The sequence below is a fragment of the Vibrio sp. 10N.261.46.A3 genome (assembly GCF_041472995.1).
Taxonomy (GTDB): Bacteria; Pseudomonadota; Gammaproteobacteria; order Enterobacterales; family Vibrionaceae; genus Vibrio; species Vibrio coralliirubri.
This window is the reverse complement of the sequence record NZ_JBFRRH010000054.1, coordinates 26,103-47,071: the sequence shown is the minus strand read 5'-3', so window position 1 is coordinate 47,071 and position 20,969 is coordinate 26,103. Positions and strand designations below refer to the sequence as shown.

The window sequence follows — 20,969 nt, the reverse complement described above, 5'->3', positions numbered from 1 at the left end:
TACGTGTGAAATTATTTTTTGCTTCAGACCTACACGGTTCGCTGCCAGCAACAGAAAAGGTATTAGAACTCTACCAAGCGTCTGGTGCGCAATATTTAGTTCTATTGGGTGACATTCTGAATCATGGACCAAGAAACCCGATCCCAGAAGGGTATAACCCGCCGGCGGTTGCAGATAAGTTGAATGCGTTTTCTCAAGAGATCATTGCTGTTCGTGGTAACTGCGATAGCGAAGTGGATCAGATGTTGTTGTCTTTTCCAATGATGATGGATTACTCGTGGGTGCTATTAGAATCAGGTCAACGTATCTTCCTAACGCATGGCCATTTGTACAACACCAATAAACGCCCTGCGCTGAAGGCGGGCGATATCATTGCACACGGTCATACCCATATTCCTGTCGCCGAATACCAAGATGACATCTTTATCTTTAATCCTAGCTCGGTGACATTCCCACGAGAGGGATACGCGGCGAGCTATGGCATCTATGAAAACAATACCTTCAAAGTCATTAGCCTTGAAGGTAATGTTCTCGTGAGTGGCCAGCTTTAAATCATTAGATCGGCCGTTAAAGGGCTTATTTTGAGTCCACGTGGCCGAGATCTCTGTCTGGAGCAATGATGTCTCGCACTCTTTGCTTCAGAACTTTCGCCTCTGGAAAACCGTCATCTGCTTTTCTTTCCCAAATCTGCACACCATTACAAAAGATTTCGAACCTGCCTCCGGTGTCTGGGTGTAAGCTCACTTGTTCAATTTCTTCGCTGAAGGTATGCAGTAGCTCTTGGCATAACCAACTAGAGCGAAGCATCCAATTGCATTGACGGCAATAGTGTATGGCGATTGTGGCTTTTGCTACTGTTTCTTTCGCTGGCGCTAGATTGGGTTGTTCCGTCTTCATGGTTAATCCTTTTAAATTCTATATCAGTAGTTTAATGCCAACGGCAAACGTCAATATTTCAAAAGCGGTTTTGACGAGCTGATTGCTTGAACGGTTGGCTAGATAGGCTCCTAAACTGCCACCTAAAAATGAACTTGCCAACAATATTGGTAGCCATAACCAGTAGACGGGGGCTCCCGCTTGAACGATGGCGAACCCGCCGATGCCATTCCAGAATAGACCAACACATATCATGGTAAGCGCCACGGCCTGCTTATAAGTGAAACCAAACCATCGAACGAGAAACAAGGTCACCAATAGCCCTGAACCTGCGGTCAGTGAGCCGTTAATAACACCGATCAGTGCCAGACCAAAGCCACCTATGATCCACCCTCTGGTATTGCGGTTTTTCAGGTGTTCCTCTTGGCCTAGTTGTTTCTTTAGTCGAGAGTAGACGCCTAGCGCTAAGATCATTGCCCCAAGCAGTTTCTGAGCAATATTGTCGGGAATCAGTAGCACAATATTCGCGCCAATGACCACGCCGATGCTGCCGACAACAATCAAGTAACAACAAAGCTTCCAATTCAGAGTTCCGCCTTTAATGTGGGTATACGCGGCGCCCAAACCTAATGCGACACTGGCGACTTTGTGAGTGGCTAAAGCGACTGAAAAGGGTAAGCCAAGAAATATAAGCAGTGGGAATTGCAGGAGTCCTGCTCCGCCACCCGATAAGGAGGCTAGGGTATTGGCGATTAAAGAGCCAAAGAACAGAGCTAGCGAGTTTATCCAATCCATAGAGTCTTCGTTTGTTAGATAACAAAAAAGGGGCTTCATGCCCCTTTTTCTATTGGTTTAGCCTTTCATGGTATTCAGCTATTCATAAACAGTAAATAGCGATCCAATCTTAGTTTGAAAACAATACGGTAGAACCATGATTTAAGCTAGTCAGTAGCAGTGCCTTCGGGTTAACAATATCTATGCGGCGGCTTTGCTCTGCGTCCATCTTAATGACTTGAGTGATCAGCTCTAGCTGTTCTTCTGAAAAGTCTTGGCGCTGAGCCGAAGTCACATCTTTAAACTCCGTTGGCGAAACCAGTAAGTAGTTATCGTTAATATCCCACTGACCTGTTTCAGAGATGTTGATGACATTCGCAGGCTCAGTTTGATTACCGTAAAGTCTCACCACTGACATTCTTAAATATGTACCATTTGGTAGGTATTTCGCATTCGATGATAGTTCAACTCTACGAAGCGGGCCGATTGAGTCAGCTTGCTTGTTATCGCTAATCAGCGTCACCATTTTCGACTGCCACTCATGCTGAGTGAGCAAGCGCTCTACTTTTGCATCGCTGCCCCAATATAACCAACCACTCAAGAATGCAGATAGAACCAGTAAAATAATCGATACTTTTAATTTCATGTTACTGACCACCGTTACAAATGTCGTTTAGATCCGACTGATTTGCGTAAATTCTTAGAGTTACATTTTCGCTCGAGTAATCTTGCGGGTGAATGTAGTTGAGGGCTAGGTTATTGGTTTGTCCACCTGTTGCGATTACTTCAGTCGGCTTTAGTATGCCAGTGTGATTCGTGTTGTAACGTAATACACACTTTTCTATCGCTGGCAGCCAACTGCTGAGGTCTGGGTGGTTAACCGGTGATTGAACCTTTACACCATCCACTTCAGTCAAAGTTTTGAACTCAGACTCTGCCGGGTTAGTAAACGTTAAAACGAGAATCGGCATGATGAAAGCGGCAAGCAGCAACCAAAATGTTAGCCATTTATTGGTGCTTTTAGTCGGAGCTACAACAGGAGCGGTTGCTGGTTCTAGTTCTACCTTGTTCTCTTGAACTTTTGCAATTGGCTCAGGTTCAATCGTTTCAGTGATCGCATCTTCAGTCGCTGCAGGCGTTGCAAACGTTAGGATAGGCTCTACGTCATTTTCTGCAATTTCAGCGGCTACTGGCTGATCATTTGATGATAGTGGGGCAGAGCGCTCAACGGTCGCAATAAATTGGTAACCGCGCTTAGGTACTGTCTTTACGAATTCAGGAGATTTAGTCGAGTCTTTGAGCATTTTTCTCAGCGTCGATACGGCTTGCGTCAAGCTTGAGTCATCCACCTCAAAACCTTGGTCTCGCCAAACATACTCGTGCAACTCATTGCGAGTGATAACTTCATTGGGTCTTTCTGACAGCATCAGGAGAATGCGGCTTTCATTGCTACCAAGACGTACGACTTCACCGTCGCTCATTTGATCAACAAGTGAATTGCTGTTTGGGTCGAATACGAACCGCTGTGCGAGAATAAACTTTGTGCCGATATTGCTCATTGAATTCTTCTATTTTGGGTTGTTTTGGGTGCGAAATAGACAAATCTCAGGTGAAGTTCCGTTAATTCTTCACCAAATCATGGCTTCTTTTATGTTCTTTTATATTTATCAGACTCAAGGATAATAAAAACAGATCAAAAAAACAGTGTTTTTATGATTTTTGACCTTGAATTTACATTTGTCATCCTCATGTTAATGAACAGAAGAGTGGCATCAAGTGTTACGCCCCTATGGTTATTCAACATAAAGTATAGATGTTTTGGAGTAAAAATGAGCGAAACGGCAACGCAAAATAAAGAGACTCGTGGCTTTCAATCTGAAGTAAAACATCTACTTCATCTAATGATTCACTCACTGTATTCAAATAAAGAAATCTTTCTACGTGAGCTGATCTCTAACGCATCTGACGCGGCTGATAAGCTTCGTTTTCAAGCTCTATCGAACGGTGACCTTTACCAAGGTGATGCAGATCTAGGTGTAAAACTTTCATTCAACGCGGAAGCAAACACGTTAACCATTTCTGATAACGGTATCGGTATGAGCCGTGACAACGTTATTGAGCATTTAGGTACGATTGCTAAGTCAGGCACTGCAGACTTTTTCTCAAAGCTGTCTGAAGACCAAAGCAAAGATTCTCAACTGATTGGTCAATTTGGTGTGGGTTTCTATTCTGCATTCATCGTTGCAGACGCGGTAACGGTTCGCACACGTGCAGCTGGCCTGCCGAACAATGAAGCTGTTCAGTGGCACTCTGCAGGTGAAGGCGATTACACAATCGAAGACATCACTAAAGAGTCTCGTGGTACTGACATCATTCTTCATATGCGTGAAGACGGTAAAGAGTTCTTAAATGAGTGGCGTCTGCGTGAAGTGATTGGTAAATATTCTGACCACATCGGCATTCCTGTTTCTATCTTCACAGCAGTGAAAGATGACGAAGGTAAAGACACCGAAGAGAAGCATTGGGAACAGATCAACAAGGCGCAAGCACTTTGGACTCGTAACAAGTCTGATATCGAGAAAGAAGAGTACCAAGAGTTTTACAAACACGTATCTCACGACTTTGCTGATCCACTAACCTGGAGCCACAACAAGGTTGAAGGTAAGAACGATTACACAAGCCTGCTTTACATCCCAGCGAAAGCACCTTGGGACATGATGAACCGTGACCACAAGAGTGGCTTGAAACTTTACGTGCAGCGTGTATTCATCATGGATGACGCAGAGCAGTTCATGCCATCTTACATGCGTTTCGTTCGCGGTCTGATTGACTCAAACGATCTGCCATTGAACGTGTCTCGTGAAATTCTGCAAGATAATAAGGTAACTCAGTCTCTTCGTGGCGCATGTACCAAGCGTGTACTGACTATGCTTGAGCGCATGGCGAAGAATGACAATGATAAGTACCTAGAGTTTTGGAAAGAGTTCGGCCTAGTATTGAAAGAAGGCCCAGCTGAAGACATGGCGAACAAAGAGAAGATCGCTGGTCTACTTCGTTTCTCGTCAACGGAAGTGGATTCTGCTGAACAAACTATCAGCCTAGAATCTTACGTTGAGCGCATGAAAGAAGGCCAAGATAAGATTTACTACCTAACAGCAGATAGCTACGCTGCCGCTAAGAACAGCCCACACTTGGAGCAGTTCAAAGCTAAAGGTATTGAAGTAGTTCTAATGTACGATCGTATTGATGAGTACGTAATGAACTACCTGACTGACTTCGACGGTAAACAGTTCCAATCGATCACTAAAGCGGGCTTAGACCTAAGCAAGTTTGAAGGTGAAGAAGAGAAAGAGAAGCAAAAAGAGACAGAAGAAGAGTTCAAATCTGTTGTTGAGCGTACTCAATCTTACCTAGGTGGTCGTGTTAAAGAAGTTCGTACGACCTTCAAGCTAGCAACAACACCTGCGGTTGTCGTGACTGACGACTTCGAAATGGGCACGCAAATGGCGAAGCTTCTTGAAGCTGCGGGTCAAGCGGCACCGGAAGTTAAGTACATCTTTGAGATTAACCCTGAGCACGCACTTGTGAAACAGATGGCTGATGAAGCCGATGAGCAAGCGTTCGGCCGTTGGGTTGAGTTACTCCTTGGCCAGGCTATGCTAGCTGAAAAAGGCTCAATGGAAGATCCGTCACAATTCTTGGGTGCAATCAACGAGCTACTAACAAAGCGTTAGTCTTTCGACTTTAGGTTAAGCCAACAATTGTAACAAAAAGCTCGCAAATGCGGGCTTTTTTTTATGAACGTCGTTGAAAAGTGACCTAACGTGGTCAACGCCACCGTTATCGTCACAACAAATGTTGTCGATGCATTCTTTAGTCGTAAATTCAGCCAAATTGAATATTAATGTGATAGAATGCTCGACCTAATCAGCTGGGGTTAGGAAGCGACTATCTCCAGTTGTATGATTTTTAAACGTTATACCGAAACTTACCGTTTTGCTTCTGTTCACAGTTTTGCTTAGCCTCAATGGTTACTTAACGCTTTCTGTTCATCCTAAAAATGAGCAAGAATGGAGGGATAGTGAGCTTCGGTATAAATCATAATTTTATAAGAGGATTAAACATGCGCATCATTCTTCTAGGTGCTCCTGGCGCGGGTAAAGGTACTCAAGCTAACTTCATCATGAACAAATTTGGTATCCCTCAAATTTCAACTGGTGACATGCTACGTGCTGCTATCAAAGCGGGTACTGAGCTTGGTAAGCAAGCAAAATCAGTAATCGACGCTGGTCAGCTAGTTTCTGATGAAATTATCCTTGGTCTTATCAAAGAGCGTATCGCTCAAGATGACTGTGAGAAAGGTTTCCTACTAGACGGTTTCCCACGCACAATCCCACAAGCTGATGGCCTAAAAGAAATGGGCATCGCTGTTGATTACGTTGTTGAATTCGACGTAGCTGACGATGTGATTGTTGAGCGTATGGCTGGTCGTCGTGCTCACCTTCCTTCTGGTCGTACATACCACAATGTGTACAATCCACCTAAAGAAGAAGGTAAAGATGACGTAACTGGTGAAGACCTAGTTGTACGTGATGACGACAAAGAAGAAACAGTTCGTGCACGTCTAGGTGTATACCACGATCAAACAGCTCCGCTAATCTCTTACTACGGTAAAGAAGCTGAAACAGGTAACACTCAGTACCTTAAGTTTGACGGTACTAAGCAAGTAGCTGAAGTTAGTGCAGAACTTGAGAAAGCACTAGCATAATTGGCTAACAGCCAGTTTTAGAATTTGATATATTGGAAGCGACCTTAAGGGTCGCTTTTTTTGTTTCAATTTTTAGTACGATACCAATCTAGATAATTTGATTGCACATGATTCAGAACGGTTCAGACCCGATGGCAGTGGCTAGCAATTGAGAGTGGATGTTGTGTATCTCATATGAAGAATGATTATTCAGACTTTCATTGAGGCGCAATGATCTTAAACTTATGCAGATTAGTATATTACTTTCCAGAAAATCACATATTGGTCTCAGGTATCTATGGAAAATAATAAAAAGCAGGGCGTTTTACTGGTGAACTTAGGAACTCCAGATTCGGCGACCCCAGCTGGCGTTCGTCGATTTTTGAGTGAATTCTTACACGACAAGCGAGTTGTAAACCTAACGCGTTGGCTTTGGTGTCCTATATTACATGGAGTGATTTTACCGATTCGCTCGCCTAAAGTGGCCAAGCTGTATCAGTCTGTCTGGATGGATGAAGGCTCACCACTGCTTGTGTACTCTCAAAGACAAGCTGAAAAGCTCCAGAAGAAGCTAGAGATGCCTGTTGCACTGGGTATGACCTATGGCAACCCAAGCCTAAAGACAGGTGTTGAACAGCTGATGGAGCAGGGCGTTGAGGACATCATCGTACTGCCTTTATATCCTCAGTACTCTGGCACAACCACAGCGGCGGTTTCTGATGGTTTAACCAAAGCCTTTAAGCAGATGCCAGTTATCCCGAGCTATCGCTTTATTCGCGACTACTACGCGCACCCAAGCTATGCAAAAGCATTGGCTGAAAGCGTTCGCAGTCATTGGGATAAAAATGGCAGAGCCGATCATTTAGTGTGTTCTTTCCACGGTATTCCGAAGCGACTGGCTGATGAAGGCGATATCTACCCTCAGCATTGTGAAGCGACAACAAAGTTGCTTGCGGCAGAGCTAGGTTTATCAGAAGAAGACATCACCATGACCTACCAATCGCGATTTGGTCGAGAAGAGTGGTTGAAGCCTTACACTGACGAGACACTTGAATCACTGCCAAGCAAAGGTATCAAGAAGATCGACATCATGGCGCCTGCCTTTTCGGTTGACTGTTTGGAAACGTTGGAAGAGATTTCAGACCAGTGTAAAGAGACGTTCATTGACGCTGGTGGTTCGGACTTTAGCTACATTATGTGTCTAAACGACAGAGACTCGCACATCGATATGATGGCAGAGTTAGTCGCTCTATATCGCTAACAGCTGCTGAGCCTTGATTACGGCTTATCGCTAACCGTCGTAAGATGCATAATACAAATAACAAAAGGGCTGCTCATAGAGCAGCCCTTTTTGGTCAGGATATTTGGTGTTGAAACAGCGTGAGAGTTAAGCCGCAGATGTCTCTGTTGCTTGCTTAGCTTTAGGCTCTGCTTCAAGTGTCATGTTGGTTTCTACGCCATGCATCCATGACACAAGCTTACCCGCACAAAGCAGCAGTAATATGCCACTCACCGTTGCTGTGATAGCAATACCACTGAAGATAGACATAGCACCAAGCTCACCAACGTGAGAACCCACTAGGCCAGCCACGTAGTTTGCTACCGCATTGAAGCCAAACCATGCACCCATCATCAATGATGCTAGGCGAAGCGGGGCTAACTTAGTGACCAACGACAGGCCAATAGGAGATAGACAAAGCTCACCAAGGGTATGGAAGAAGAAAGCACCGACTAGCCATAGCATTGATGTTTTCACTGTTAGGTCGCCGCCTTGCTCCATTACCGCGCCCATCATGCACACAAAGCCCAGCGCTAAGAAGAACAATGCCATTGCAAACTTAACAGGAGAGTTGGGTTCACGCTTGCCCAGTTTCACCCAGAACGCAGCAATGATTGGAGCAAGTGTAATAATGAAGAATGGGTTCAAAGATTGGAACCACGCAGCAGGAACTTCAAAGCCACCAATCATACGGTCAGTATATTGTTGAGTGTAGATGTTCATTAGGCCGCCAGCTTGTTCAAAGCCCGCCCAGAAAACAATCACGAACAGACCCATGATAAGAATCACTTTTAGTCTGTCGAACTCTTCTTTGGTCAGTGGCGCTTTTTCTTTAGATTTGTTCAGTGCTTTCGCTCGAGCAGCAGCAGGTACAGAACCGATGTTGCCTAACCAAGACTGAGCCATTGTCACTTGCATGATCAAGCTAATAACCATACCAATACCAGCGGCTAGGAAACCTGCTTTCCAACCGAATGAATCGACAGCAGCACCTGAAATTAAGCCACCAAGCAGCGCACCTAAGTTGATGCCCATGTAGAAAATGGTGAAAGCACCGTCACGGCGGTTATCGCCTTCTTGGTACAGATCGCCAACCATGGTTGAGATGTTCGGCTTAAACATACCGTTACCACTGATTAGCAGTGCTAAACCAAGGTACAGAGCGTTCACTTGGTCTAAACCGATGAAGCCGTTAGGTAGAGCCAGTGTAAATTGGCCAAGTGCCATTAATACACCGCCAATCAGAATTGATTTACGCTGACCTAGGTAGTTATCGGCAATCCAGCCACCAATTAATGGTGTGATGTAGACTAAACCGGTGTAAATACCGTAGAGATCGAGTGCGTCTTTCGTTGACCAACCCAGTCCACCGTTGAGGGTAGTGTCAGTCAAAAATAAGACAAGGATGGCGCGCATCGCATAGTAAGAGAAACGTTCCCATAGCTCTGTGCTAAAAAGTAGAAATAGGCCTCTAGGGTGGCCAAAGATGTTGTGGTTGCTTGGCATAAGTTTTACTAATTTTAGGTATTAAAAGATTTTATAGTCATTCATGTATACACAGTGGGATAAAAGTCTGCAATAGACGTATTTTATGGTCACGATAACTCGGATTAACTAAGGTGTTGATATTTATGGCTTTTACTTTTAATGTTACCCATTTTAAGTGTACTGCAAACTAATTTTCCAGATTTGAGCTGGTTGGTTAATAACCTTCTTTAAAGCCATGTCGAATAAAGATTCTTAGATGCATTGCTCTGGTGTATCGTTTTGAATTTAAATGGAATGGCATGCTCATTAATTGGGGCGTACATATGCTTACAACAATGAGCCTTTTGATCTCTAAATGATCCCTGTACAATGCTTAACCACTTTCGACACCTATAACTTTTTGTTGATAAATTGGTCTGCTACGCATTATTTTTCGTTCGCGACGATTCATTTTATTAATGGCGATTCAACCGTTTTAGGCATGTGGTAAAATATCTAAAAATATAAAATGGCTAGTTAAATGAAACGTTGGTATTTGCTTTACTGTAAGCGTGGTGATCAAAAACGCGCTCAGCAGCACTTAGAGAATCAAGGGGTAGAGTGTTTTTACCCTCAAATAGAAGTCAAAAAGGTGGTGAGAGGGAAAGAAAAGCAGGTCAAAGAACCGCTGTTTCCGTCTTATATCTTTGTTCGCTTCGACTATGAGCAAGGCCCTAGCTTCACGACCGTTCGTTCAACACGTGGTGTTGTGGACTTTATTAAGTTCGGTTCACTGCCGCACGAGGTCCAAGGAGACTTGGTGTTTGAACTTAAAGAGTTTGAGAAGTGCTGCAGTAACGAAGTGGAAGATTGTTGTGTTGAGTTTGAATCTGGACAGGTAGTTAAGATTCAGAGTGGCCAGTTTGCTGGGGTTGAAGCTATTTTCGACCAGAAAGACGGTGAGGCTCGATCGATTATGCTGGTGAAAATGATCAGCCAAGTCGTACCAATCAGTATTGAGAACGAAGCACTACAAGCTCGCGCATAACTGCAGTAATAAAAAATAGGCTTAAAACAAAAAGGCGCATAATGCGCCTTTTTTAGTCTTTAGGGTTTGTTCAAAACGCTCTAAGCGTTGTAAGCATCGTTGTGAACGGCTTGTACTGCACGGCCTGATGGGTCGACACAGTTTTTGAATGACTCATCCCACTCAATCGCTTTCGCTGATGAACAAGCCACTGAAGGACCACCAGGTACACACTCTGCCGCAGATTCTAGAGGGAATAGCTCCTCAAAGATTTCACGGTAAGCATAACCTTCTTTGGTCGTTGGCGTGTTGTAAGGGAAACGGAACTTAGCAGCTTCCATTTGTTGATCCGTTACTTTTGCTTCAGCCGTTGCTTTTAATGTATCAATCCAATCATAGCCAACACCATCAGAGAACTGCTCTTTTTGACGCCATGCGATTGAATCTGGTAAGTAGTCTTCAAAACACTCACGCAGGATGTGCTTCTCCATCTTACCGTTACCACACATCTTATCTTCAGGGTTCAGACGCATTGCGACATCGATGAACTCTTTATCCAAGAATGGTACACGGCCTTCGACACCCCATGCCGCTAGCGATTTGTTTGCACGAGCACAGTCGAACATGCTTAGAGCAAGCAGCTTACGTACTGTCTCTTCGTGGAACTCTTTCGCGTTTGGCGCTTTATGGAAGTACAGGTAACCACCAAAGATCTCATCAGCACCTTCACCAGACAGTACCATTTTGATGCCCATTGCTTTGATCTTACGAGCAAGCAAGTACATTGGCGTTGATGCACGAATCGTCGTTACATCGTAAGTCTCGATGTGGTAGATAACATCACGGATGGCATCTAAACCTTCCTGAATGGTGTAAGTCATCTCGTGGTGCACAGTACCGATCTTGTCCGCAACTTCACGAGCAGCGATAAGGTCCGGTGCGCCTTCAAGGCCAACCGCGAATGAGTGCAGTTGTGGCCACCAAGCTTCAGATTGCTCATCATCTTCGATACGCATTGCAGCAAAGCGTTTTGCGACGGCTGAAGTAATTGATGAATCAAGGCCGCCAGATAGAAGTACACCGTAAGGAACGTCAGTCATTAGTTGACGTTTAACTGCTGCTTCTAGCGCTTCAGTCAGTTCTTCTTTGCTTGTGCTGTTGCCTTGTACCGCAGCGTACTCGTTCCAATCGCGGATGTAGTATCGTTGAGGTTCTGCATCTTTCGAAGAGTAGAAGCTACCTGGAGGGAATTCACTGATCGTCTTACATACTTCAACCAATGCTTTCATCTCTGAAGCAACGTAGTAGTTACCGTGCTCATCGTAACCTTGGTAAAGCGGGATAATACCAATATGGTCGCGGCCCACTAGGTACTCGTCTTTCTCTTCGTCGTATAAAACGAATGCGAAAATACCGTTAAGCTCTTCTAGAAGGTCTGCACCCATCTCTTGGTAGAGCGCTAGGATAACTTCACAGTCAGAATCGGTCTGGAACTGGTACTTATCTTCATAGCGTGCGCGAAGTTCTTTGTGGTTATAAATTTCACCGTTTACTGCAAGAATGTGCTTTTTGTCTTGGCTGTATAGTGGTTGAGCACCACTGTTCAAGCCAACAATAGCAAGACGTTCATGAGCAAGGATTGCTTTTTCACCGGCATAGATACCAGACCAGTCTGGACCACGGTGACGAAGCTTCTTAGACATTTCTAAAGCAATAGGGCGAAGTGCTGCGGCATCACTTTTAATGTCGAGAATGCCAAATACTGAACACATAGAACTTCCTTTTAAATAATTTCCAAATCAACTGCATTTAATTTGCCATTCTGGCTAAAAAAAGCAACCGGATGTGAGCAAAAAAATAATATAAAGGGTGTTCTGTTAGAAATTATCTAATTTTTATGTGCTTTTGGTGTGTGATGTTTAATTGCGGTTGGTTTTTTAAACAAAAACCTCTCAAAAGTGCGAAAAATAGGCAATTTTGAGAGGTTTAGTTGAACACCGTCTAATACTAGATTTTATTGATATTTGGATTTAACTGTTCGCAAACGTGGCGAGCAAAACCACTACCAGCCTCGCTGTAAATGTTAAATGCCGCATCAACGCCATTCTCTTTCAGTGTTTCGAGTTGATCGGGATATTCAGCAATAGCCGCAATTTGGCCTTTAAAGTTACGTGACTTTAATTGTTCTAAAGCGGTTTGATTACCTTGGTGGTGAGGCATTGCCAAAATCACCAGTTTTACGTTGGCCGTATCTAAGATGCGTTCCCAGAAATCCGGGTCAGTTGCGTCACCAGAAATTACGTTTCTGCCATGGCTTCTGTGGTTGTGCGCAGCTTCTTCACGAACTTCGACACCTAAGCTCACCTTGCCGTAGCGAGAACGTAATTCGTCATAAGCACCAGTACCAATTCGTCCCATACCAAGAATCAGCACTTGGGCACGACCTGGGTCAATTCGCTTATCACGTCGGTGAAGCTTTTCTGACGCATGCTCTTTTAGCCATTTACCTGACTGCTGATAAAGCTTGTGACCAGCTCGGTTTAAAGGTGCTGCGATTAAGAACGACAGTGAAACAGCAATCGCCACAGCCACCAAGATGTCGCCTGACATCCAGCCCATCTTGAAGGCGAGACCACCAACGATGAGGCCAAACTCGCTATAGTTAAACAGTGATAGCGAGGCAAGTAGAGACGTTCGAACACGGAACTTGAAGCGGTTGAGTACCAAGAAGTAGAGAACGCCTTTCACTGGCAGCATCAGCAAGAACAAGATTGCGAGCATAAAGCCTTGAATGGTTGGTTGCTCTGACAAACCAATATTCAAGAAGAAGCAGACAAGGAAAAGTTCTTTAAGGTTAAACAGCGACTTTGATAATTCTGAGGCTTTTGGGTGACCAGCAAGTAACATACCTAGAACAAGAGCACCCAAGTCTGGTTTCACACCAACCAAATGGAATAAACCAGCACCGACGACTAATGCGAAGAATATGCCGGAAAGAACCAGCATCTCACCGTGACCAACCCAATCGAGCACTTTGTAGAACAGTGGGCGTAATAAGGGTAGGGCAAACAGAGCAATCGCATACCACTCAGGTATTTTGCCCGTAGAAGCCGTTAAGAATACTACGGCGAAGATATCCTGCATGACCAAGATACCAATCGCTAACGTTCCGTAGGTCGCATTCATTTCGCCTTTCTCTTGCAGAGTCTTAACCGCAAATACGGTACTAGAGAATGAAAGAGCAAAACCGAGCAGAACGATCTGTTCTACCGACATGGCAGCTAGCGATGAAATACCTAAGAACTTAAAGCCAAACAGGGCGACGGCGAAAAACAGAGTGGATAAAAGGTTGTGGATTGTCGCGCCAGCCCAGATCTCTTTAGAGAGTAGAGTTTTGATATCGAGCTTTAAGCCGATAGTAAATAGAAGCAGCGTGACACCAAGGTCAGCTAAAGTAATGATGGTGTCATTGGTTTCAAAGCCAAAGGCAAAAAGCCCAAAGCCTGCAACCAAAAAACCAACTAATGGGGGAAGGTGACACTTTAAAGCAATAAATCCTGCGATAAACGCAGTGGATATTAATATAAGTTCCATAACTTGTTGTTGTAGTTCCCTAGCTTAAAAAAACGGGCCGTGTTTATACAAACACGGCCCGCGGAAAATCAGAATTGTTTTTCTCTAGTCTTCGAGAAGCTTCTGCAGTAACACGCCGTTGAGCATAGCGCGCTTAATCATGGCAAAAGCTCCCATCGTAGGATGTTTATCGATCTGTGATGCTACAATAGGCAAGCCGCTATGGAAAGTCGTTAACGACTGATTCTCTACATTGCGCTTAATTGCAGGGAAAACAATCTCTTGTGCCTTGGTAATATCACCAGCAATGATCACTTTTTGAGGGTTAAATAAGTTAATCGTCATCGCGATAGCCTTACCTAACTGGTTTCCTACTCGAACTAAGCTTTGCTTGGCTAGCTCATCACCATTAATCGCGTGGTCACAAACATCTTGAATCGTAATATGCTCAAGCTCTGTTAAAGAAGACTCATAGCCTTGTTTAATCAGCTTCTGCACGCGTTCAACGATAGCTGGGTTTGCCGCTACGGTTTCAAGACAGCCGAAGTTACCACATTGGCATTGCTCGCCTAGCGGATCAATTTGGATATGACCAATTTCACCCACATTACGGTTATGACCTAGGAACACCTGACCATTAACGATAATACCTGCACCTGTACCACGGTGAACACTGACCAAAATAGAATCTTGGCTGTCTTTACTTGCACCGAAGTAGTGCTCAGCAAGCGCCATTCCACGAACATCGTTACCAACAAAACAAGCAACATGGAATGTATCACGAATAATGTCGCTTAATGCGAGGTTATCGATGTCGGTATTCGGCATGTACTCAACAACACCGGTCGTCGGGTTAACTAGACCTGGAAGCGTGACACCAATAGCAATCAATTGGTCGATCTTTGGTTGATGCTCAGCAATGAAAGCCTTGAGGTTATTGACCAAGCCTTGGGTAAGGTCTGATTGGTCTGAATAATTCAGGTCTTGCTGTTGGAAAGCCAATTCACGACCACCAAGGTCATGCAGGCTTATTTGAATGTAGTCTCGACCCAAACGCACAGCGACAGAATGGAAAGGCTCTACTTCTGTGGTTAGGGAGATAGCGCGTCTACCGCCAGTAGACGCTTGCTGCGCAACCTCTTTAATTAGGCCGCGCTCTAAAAGTTGGCGGGTAATTTTTGTAACACTTGCCGGTGCGAGTTGGCTTACATCAGCCACTTGTATACGACTGATAGGCCCTTGTTGGTCTATAAGTCGATATACCGCCGCACTGTTTAGTTGTTTAACTAAGTCTACGTTACCTATTTGTCCGCCATTCATACTTAATTGTGCTCGTATTGTCCGTTAACAACAGTCGCTTTAACGTTAAAGTCTCGGTCAAATACAGCTAGGTTTGCAACCATGCCTTTTTTGATTCGACCTAGCTTGCTTTCTACACCGATAGCCGTAGCTGGGTATAGCGTAGCCATGCGAAGAGCTTCGTCTAAAGCGATACCAGCGTGCTCAACTGTATTCTGAACTGCTTCAATCATAGTCAGAGCTGAGCCGCCCAGTGTGCCGTTTTCATCAACACACTTACCATCTCGGTAATATACTTTCTTACCGACAAAAATAAAGTATTCCATGTCAGCACCTGCAGGAGCTGTGGCATCCGTCACTAATACCAACTTTTCTCCCTTGATTTTATGCGCAATTCTGATGTTTGCGTAATCAACGTGGAAGCCATCGGCAATAATGCCAGCGTAAACCTCAGGCGTATCATAAATCGCGCCAACAACGCCAGGCTCACGACCCACCATCGGCGTCATTGCGTTGAACAGGTGAGTGGCGAACGTGATACCAGATTCGAAACCTTGACGCGCTTCTGCGTAAGTTGCGTTGGTGTGGCCGATAGAAACGACAACGCCAGCTTTGTGCAGGCGTTCGATGTGTTCTGGATCGTTAAGCTCTGGAGCCAATGTTACTTTTGCAACAAGGTCACGGTTCTCACAGATAAGCTCAATCATTTCGTTGTCAGATTTACGAATGTGATCGACGCTATGGATGCCTTTTTTTGCAACGTTCAGGTAAGGGCCTTCAAGGTGCAGACCTAAAGATTGGTTTTGGTACTGGTTGTGGTATTCACGAGCTGCAGTAATAACCGCACGCATATCTTCGTCTGAAGAGGTGATAAGCGTTGGTAGGAAGCTAGTACAGCCAGATTTCAGGTTTGCTTTGTGCATGATCTGCATGGTTTCTGCAGTGATCTCATCGTTAAGCATTACACCGCCACAACCATTCAGTTGTAGGTCAATGAAACCTGGGCTTAGGTTTGCTCCGTCTAGGTCGCGAACCTCGATTCCTTCTGGCAATTCAGAGATAGGACAGACTTTTTTGATCAGTTCGTTTTCGATTACAACAGCATGATCGGTTAGAACATCACTACCAGTGTAAATTTTACAGTTACTTAGCGCGTACATAGTCAGCTAATCCTTATTTCGTGAGATCTTTTAAATTCGTTCGTTACCTAAATGTGGACTTAGTTTGCGAGCATCATTTACGTAACGATTTATCTTTTATGGGCAAACGGCTTCAAAACGGGAAGCGATTTAAGTTCTTGAAAAATATATGAACAATTGATCGTTATTATACATTTAGGTTCATCATTAATGATTATTCACGAAGCACTATAAGCTCTGAGATACCATCTTTTTGCCTAATGATTAGATTTGGATTTTATCTATAAATGTTCATTTTTTTGAATGATAAAATAAGTTTTATGATCTCGCTAGCAAAAACCTCTGGATTTGGTAAAAACTGGTGATTAGGATCACAAATGGTAAGGTTTTAATTTGCGGAGCAAAATTAATTGAATACACTGAATAGGACTAAATTGAGCGACTAAAATAAGTTTCTCAAACGAATTCTAAAAAATCCTATAGGGGGAAACAACTGGTGAATATTCTAGGATATGCACAGAAGCTTGGTAAGGCGTTAATGCTACCAATCGCAACGCTTCCGATTGCGGCGCTTCTTTTACGTTTAGGTCAAGGCGATCTACTTGATATTCCATTCATGGCGCAAGCTGGTGGTGCTATCTTCGGTAACCTACCATTGCTCTTTGGTCTAGGTATCGCGATTGGTCTTTCTAAAGACGGTAACGGCGCAGCAGGTCTTGCTGGTGCAGTTGCTTACTTCGTACTAACTGCTACAGCAACGACAATTAACGCAGACGTTAACATGTCATTCTTCGGCGGTATCTTCGCAGGTATCATCGCAGGTCACTCTTACAACGCTTTCCACGCGACACGCCTTCCTGAATGGTTGGCTTTCTTCGCGGGTAAACGTTTAGTACCTATCATGGCCGGTCTATTCGCACTTGTTGCAGGTGCTGTGTCTGGTGTGGTATGGCCTGGTGTTCAATCTGGTCTAGACGCACTTGCTCATGCAGTATCAACGTCTGGCGCTATCGGCCAATTCGTTTACGGTACTCTTAACCGTGCACTTATCCCTGTAGGTCTACACCACGTATTGAACTCATACTTCTGGTTCGGTATGGGTACATGTCAAGAAATCATCGTTGCTGGTCAAGGCGCATTCGCTAACATCACTCAACTTTGTGTTGACCCAGCACTTGCTAAAACTCTAGTTGTTGGCCAAGAGCACACATTCACATTCGCTAACTCTGTAACTCCAGAAATCACTACTGTAGTTAAAGAAGTGACTGAAACTGTTAAATCTGGCGACCTACACCGATTCTTCGGTGGCGATAAAGGCGCTGGCGTATTCATGAACGGTTTCTTCCCAGTAATGATGTTCGGTCTACCAGGTGCTGCACTTGCAATGTACCTAGCTGCTCCTGCTGAAAAACGTAGCCAAGTTGGTGGCGCACTATTCTCAGTTGCATTCTGTTCATTCCTAACAGGTATCACAGAGCCGCTAGAATTCATGTTCGTATTCCTAGCTCCTGCTCTATACGCAATGCACGCTGTATTTACAGGTCTGTCTCTAGTAGTTGCTAACATGTTTGGTACTCTGCACGGTTTCGGTTTCTCTGCTGGTCTTATCGACTTCGTATTGAACTGGGGTCTAGCAACTAAACCATTCGTACTACTACTAATCGGTCTTGGCTTCGGTGCTCTATACTTCTTCACTTTCTCTTTCGCAATCCGCGCTTTCAATTTGAAATCGCCAGGTCGTGAAGATGATGACGAAGCTGTTGCTGCTCCTGCTGGCGACGCACCAAAGGGCGACCTTGCACGTCAATACTTGAAAGCTCTAGGTGGTCACGAAAACCTAACTTCAATCGACGCTTGTATCACTCGTCTACGTCTAACTCTTAAAGACCGCTCTGTTGCAGATGAAGTTGTTCTTAAGAAACTAGGTGCTAAAGGTGTGGTTAAACTAGGTGAAAACAACCTACAGGTTATCCTAGGCCCACTAGCTGAAATCGTAGCTGGCGAAATGAAAGCTATCGGTGCAGGCGAAGACCTATCTGATGTAAAACTTCCATAGTAAGGGTAGTACTTAATTAAGACGTAAAGTTACTCTTAAGTAAGTGTCAAATTGAAAGCCTCCCACATGGGAGGCTTTTTTGTGCCTGCAGTTTAAGACCAGCGAACACGGTTCGTTCTATTCTTCATCGAATAGCAGAAATAATCGCAATTAACGGACGGTTCTTATTGTGCAAAGGCTAAGAATTGTGGATGATTAGCAACAATGATCTTTCTATCTTTGACTGGCGCTATAAGCGACCGTTTTCTTGGGGACGAAAGATAACTTTCTCTGACAATACTAAATACATAGAGGTGCTATAGATGAGTGAAGCTGAGGCTCGTCCATCGAATTTCATTCGCCAAATTATTGATAAAGATTTAGCGGATGGTACACACAGTAGCGTGCATACTCGTTTCCCGCCGGAGCCAAATGGCTACCTGCACATTGGTCACGCTAAATCTATTTGCTTGAACTTTGGTATTGCTCAGGACTACCAGGGACAATGTAATCTTCGTTTCGATGATACAAACCCTGAAAAAGAAGACGTTGAATACGTTGAGTCAATTAAGAATGATGTAAGCTGGTTAGGCTTCGAATGGTCTGGTGATATTTGTTACTCATCAAACTACTTCGATACGCTTTACGCTTATGCTGTGGAATTAATTAATAAAGGCTTAGCGTATGTTGACGAGCTAAGTCCTGATCAAATCCGTGAGTACCGTGGCACGCTAAAAGAGCCAGGTAAAGCGAGCCCATACCGTGACCGCAGCCCTGAAGAGAACCTAGCGTTGTTTGAAAAAATGCGTGACGGTGGCTTCGAAGAAGGTAAAGCGTGTCTACGTGCTAAGATCGACATGAGCTCTTCGTTCATGGTTATGCGCGATCCTGTTATCTACCGTGTTCGTTTTGCTCACCACCATCAAACGGCTGACAAGTGGTGCATTTACCCAATGTACGACTTTACTCACTGTATCTCTGATGCGCTGGAAGGTATTACGCACTCTATCTGTACGCTTGAATTCCAAGATAACCGTCGTTTGTACGATTGGGTTCTAGATAACATCACGATTGACTGCCAACCTCGTCAGTACGAGTTTAGCCGCCTGAATCTTGAATACACAGTGATGTCTAAGCGTAAGTTGAACCAACTTGTGGTTGAAAACCTAGTTCAAGGTTGGGATGACCCACGTATGCCTACTATTTCTGGCCTACGTCGTCGTGGTTTTACTTCAAGCTCGATTCGTGAATTCTGTAAGCGTATTGGTGTGACTAAACAAGAGAACATGATTGAGTTCGGTTCACTTGAATCTTGCATCCGTGATGATCTGAACGAAAATGCACCTCGTGCAATGGCTGTTCTGGATCCAGTTAAGATCGTTATCGAAAACTACGAAGCAGATACAGTAGAAACGCTAACGGTTGCAAATCACCCAAACAAGCCAGAAATGGGCACTCGTGAAGTACCATTTACACGTGAAGTTTGGATTGAGCGTGATGACTTCCGTGAAGAAGCAAACAAAAAGTACAAGCGTTTGGTTCTAGGTAAAGAAGTTCGTCTACGTGGCGCTTATGTGATCAAAGCTGAACGTATCGAAAAAGATGCAGAAGGCAATATTACGACTATCTTCTGTTCTTACGACAATGAAACATTGGGTAAGAACCCTGCAGATGGCCGCAAAGTGAAAGGCGTTATCCACTGGGTATCTGCTGATAAAGCGCTGCCTGCTGAGATTCGTTTGTACGATCGTCTATTCACAGTGCCAAACCCAGCCGCTGCTGATGACTTCGCTGCAACGCTAAACCCTGAATCACTTGTTACGCTAAATGGTTTTGTTGAACCTAGCTTAGCAGAAGGTGTGGCAGAGCAAGCGTACCAGTTTGAACGTACAGGTTACTTCTGTGTGGATTCGAAAGACTCTAAAGCAGATGCACTAGTCTTCAACCGTACGGTTGGTCTACGTGATACTTGGGGTAAAACTGAAGCTTAATGCTTGAGTATTTAGTTTGTTAATAACGACCCAATAAAAAACCGGCTTAGAGCCGGTTTTTTTGTATCTTAAATTTGATTACTAAGGTGCTTCTAGTGACCAACTAGCGTTTTAAGCACTAGAGCTAGAGCTTTAGGGATTATTGGGGTCTTGTTGGGTTACTTCACCCGTGCGTGAGTTGTACCAGAAAACATAACCTGCATTTCCAGGATCGCTGTCGAAATCGACTCCAGTGTAGATGTAGTAGCAAAGCGCGAGTTTGTTTTGAGGAGTACCGTCTTTGGCAACAAAGCTATGGTTTTGACGGCGGGTAATAAAATCAAAATTGTTGGACTGGCTCGGGTCTGTGGTAGCGGTCAGGTCGGTTGTCATTATGGCATTCCATATTGACACACACCCTTGATCACCTTGACCTATGTTGTAAGGCTGACCCATAGGGTTGCCTTTATCTACGCCAAGTGGGTAGCCGACGTCATTTATGTCCAATTGAGCATTGCCGTCTGCGTCTTCCCCAAAACCTGGCATGTCATTCATTTCAGCGTTGCCGCCGCCGCTGACTAGCCATTTACTGTGAGCAAACGTGATCGCACTTTGAAATTGAGATTGAGCAGCGTCAAACAGAGCGATACGGCCATCGGTTTGAATGTTAAGAAAACGGGGAAGGGCAACAACAGCAAGTACGGCGATAATCACCACAACAACCAACATCTCAATTAAAGTAAAAGCCTTAACTAGCGGGATTCTTTTCATGGATACTTTATG

The 20,969-nt window shown here is 44.3% G+C and carries 17 protein-coding genes; 7 read left to right on the top strand and 10 right to left on the bottom strand.

The genetic code is table 11. The annotated features are described in order from the left end of the window. Positions 1–5 precede the first annotated feature (5 nt). Entirely contained in the window at positions 6–551 is a 546-nt protein-coding gene (gene yfcE, locus AB4484_RS13485; RefSeq protein ID WP_372078664.1) for a phosphodiesterase, read from the top strand. A gap of 25 nt (positions 552–576) precedes the next feature. Here the strand turns inward: yfcE and AB4484_RS13480 are convergent, their stop codons facing one another. The 4 genes from AB4484_RS13480 to AB4484_RS13465 all read right to left on the bottom strand — a co-directional run bounded on the left by AB4484_RS13480 (position 577) and on the right by AB4484_RS13465 (position 3,209). After that, complete coding sequence (locus AB4484_RS13480; protein ID WP_372078661.1) at positions 577–897, bottom strand: SelT/SelW/SelH family protein; 321 nt, start codon at positions 895–897, stop codon at positions 577–579. An 18-nt stretch (positions 898–915) separates the two neighbouring features. Beyond that, positions 916–1,671 carry a sulfite exporter TauE/SafE family protein gene (locus tag AB4484_RS13475; protein WP_372078659.1) on the bottom strand — a complete coding sequence of 252 codons (756 nt, stop codon included), beginning with the start codon at positions 1,669–1,671 and terminating at the stop codon, positions 916–918. 109 nt (positions 1,672–1,780) lie between these two features. After that, positions 1,781–2,296, bottom strand: coding sequence for a regulatory protein ToxS (locus tag AB4484_RS13470; RefSeq protein WP_017066005.1), 516 nt, complete (start codon positions 2,294–2,296; stop codon positions 1,781–1,783). A gap of 1 nt (position 2,297) precedes the next feature. After that, positions 2,298–3,209, bottom strand: coding sequence for a winged helix-turn-helix domain-containing protein (locus tag AB4484_RS13465; protein WP_372078657.1), 912 nt, complete (start codon positions 3,207–3,209; stop codon positions 2,298–2,300). A gap of 270 nt (positions 3,210–3,479) precedes the next feature. Between AB4484_RS13465 and htpG the strand changes: the two genes are divergently transcribed. The 3 genes from htpG (at position 3,480) to hemH (ending at position 7,658) form a co-directional block, all read left to right on the top strand. After that, on the top strand, positions 3,480–5,384 hold the full coding sequence (gene htpG, locus AB4484_RS13460; RefSeq protein WP_372078655.1) for a molecular chaperone HtpG: 1,905 nt from the start codon (positions 3,480–3,482) through the stop codon (positions 5,382–5,384). Between the two features lie 389 nt (positions 5,385–5,773). Continuing rightward, a complete protein-coding gene (adk, locus tag AB4484_RS13455; RefSeq protein WP_048617835.1) occupies positions 5,774–6,418 on the top strand; it encodes an adenylate kinase in 645 nt (214 codons plus the stop codon). Positions 6,419–6,695: 277 nt separating this feature from the next. After that, complete coding sequence (hemH, locus tag AB4484_RS13450) at positions 6,696–7,658, top strand: ferrochelatase (protein ID WP_050633832.1); 963 nt, start codon at positions 6,696–6,698, stop codon at positions 7,656–7,658. Positions 7,659–7,784: 126 nt separating this feature from the next. On the opposite strand, the gene AB4484_RS13445 is transcribed toward hemH, so the two are convergent. Beyond that, positions 7,785–9,182, bottom strand: a complete 1,398-nt coding sequence (locus AB4484_RS13445; protein WP_017062198.1) for a peptide MFS transporter — start codon at positions 9,180–9,182, stop codon at positions 7,785–7,787. 502 nt (positions 9,183–9,684) lie between these two features. Here AB4484_RS13445 and rfaH point away from each other — a divergent pair. Further along, entirely contained in the window at positions 9,685–10,191 is a 507-nt protein-coding gene (gene rfaH, locus AB4484_RS13440) for a transcription/translation regulatory transformer protein RfaH (RefSeq protein WP_017062197.1), read from the top strand. An 80-nt stretch (positions 10,192–10,271) separates the two neighbouring features. Here rfaH and asnB read toward each other — a convergent pair whose 3' ends face one another. The 4 genes from asnB to nagA form a co-directional block, all read right to left on the bottom strand. Next, entirely contained in the window at positions 10,272–11,942 is a 1,671-nt protein-coding gene (asnB, locus tag AB4484_RS13435) for an asparagine synthase B (protein ID WP_017062196.1), read from the bottom strand. Positions 11,943–12,177: 235 nt separating this feature from the next. Further along, on the bottom strand, positions 12,178–13,764 hold the full coding sequence (locus tag AB4484_RS13430) for a cation:proton antiporter family protein (protein ID WP_019820253.1): 1,587 nt from the start codon (positions 13,762–13,764) through the stop codon (positions 12,178–12,180). Between the two features lie 84 nt (positions 13,765–13,848). Beyond that, positions 13,849–15,063: an ROK family protein gene (locus AB4484_RS13425; RefSeq protein ID WP_017062194.1), complete on the bottom strand. Its 1,215-nt coding sequence runs from the start codon at positions 15,061–15,063 to the stop codon at positions 13,849–13,851. A 2-nt stretch (positions 15,064–15,065) separates the two neighbouring features. Then, positions 15,066–16,202, bottom strand: a complete 1,137-nt coding sequence (nagA, locus tag AB4484_RS13420) for an N-acetylglucosamine-6-phosphate deacetylase (protein WP_048617843.1) — start codon at positions 16,200–16,202, stop codon at positions 15,066–15,068. Positions 16,203–16,677: 475 nt separating this feature from the next. On the opposite strand from nagA, the gene nagE reads away from it, so the two are divergent. Both nagE and glnS read left to right on the top strand, forming a co-directional pair. Further along, positions 16,678–18,237 carry an N-acetylglucosamine-specific PTS transporter subunit IIBC gene (gene nagE, locus AB4484_RS13415; RefSeq protein WP_048606474.1) on the top strand — a complete coding sequence of 520 codons (1,560 nt, stop codon included), beginning with the start codon at positions 16,678–16,680 and terminating at the stop codon, positions 18,235–18,237. 302 nt (positions 18,238–18,539) lie between these two features. Beyond that, positions 18,540–20,207, top strand: coding sequence for a glutamine--tRNA ligase (gene glnS, locus AB4484_RS13410; RefSeq protein WP_017063407.1), 1,668 nt, complete (start codon positions 18,540–18,542; stop codon positions 20,205–20,207). A gap of 132 nt (positions 20,208–20,339) precedes the next feature. On the opposite strand, the gene AB4484_RS13405 is transcribed toward glnS, so the two are convergent. Then, a complete protein-coding gene (locus AB4484_RS13405) occupies positions 20,340–20,957 on the bottom strand; it encodes a prepilin-type N-terminal cleavage/methylation domain-containing protein (protein ID WP_372078652.1) in 618 nt (205 codons plus the stop codon). Between the last annotated feature and the right edge of the window lie 12 nt (positions 20,958–20,969).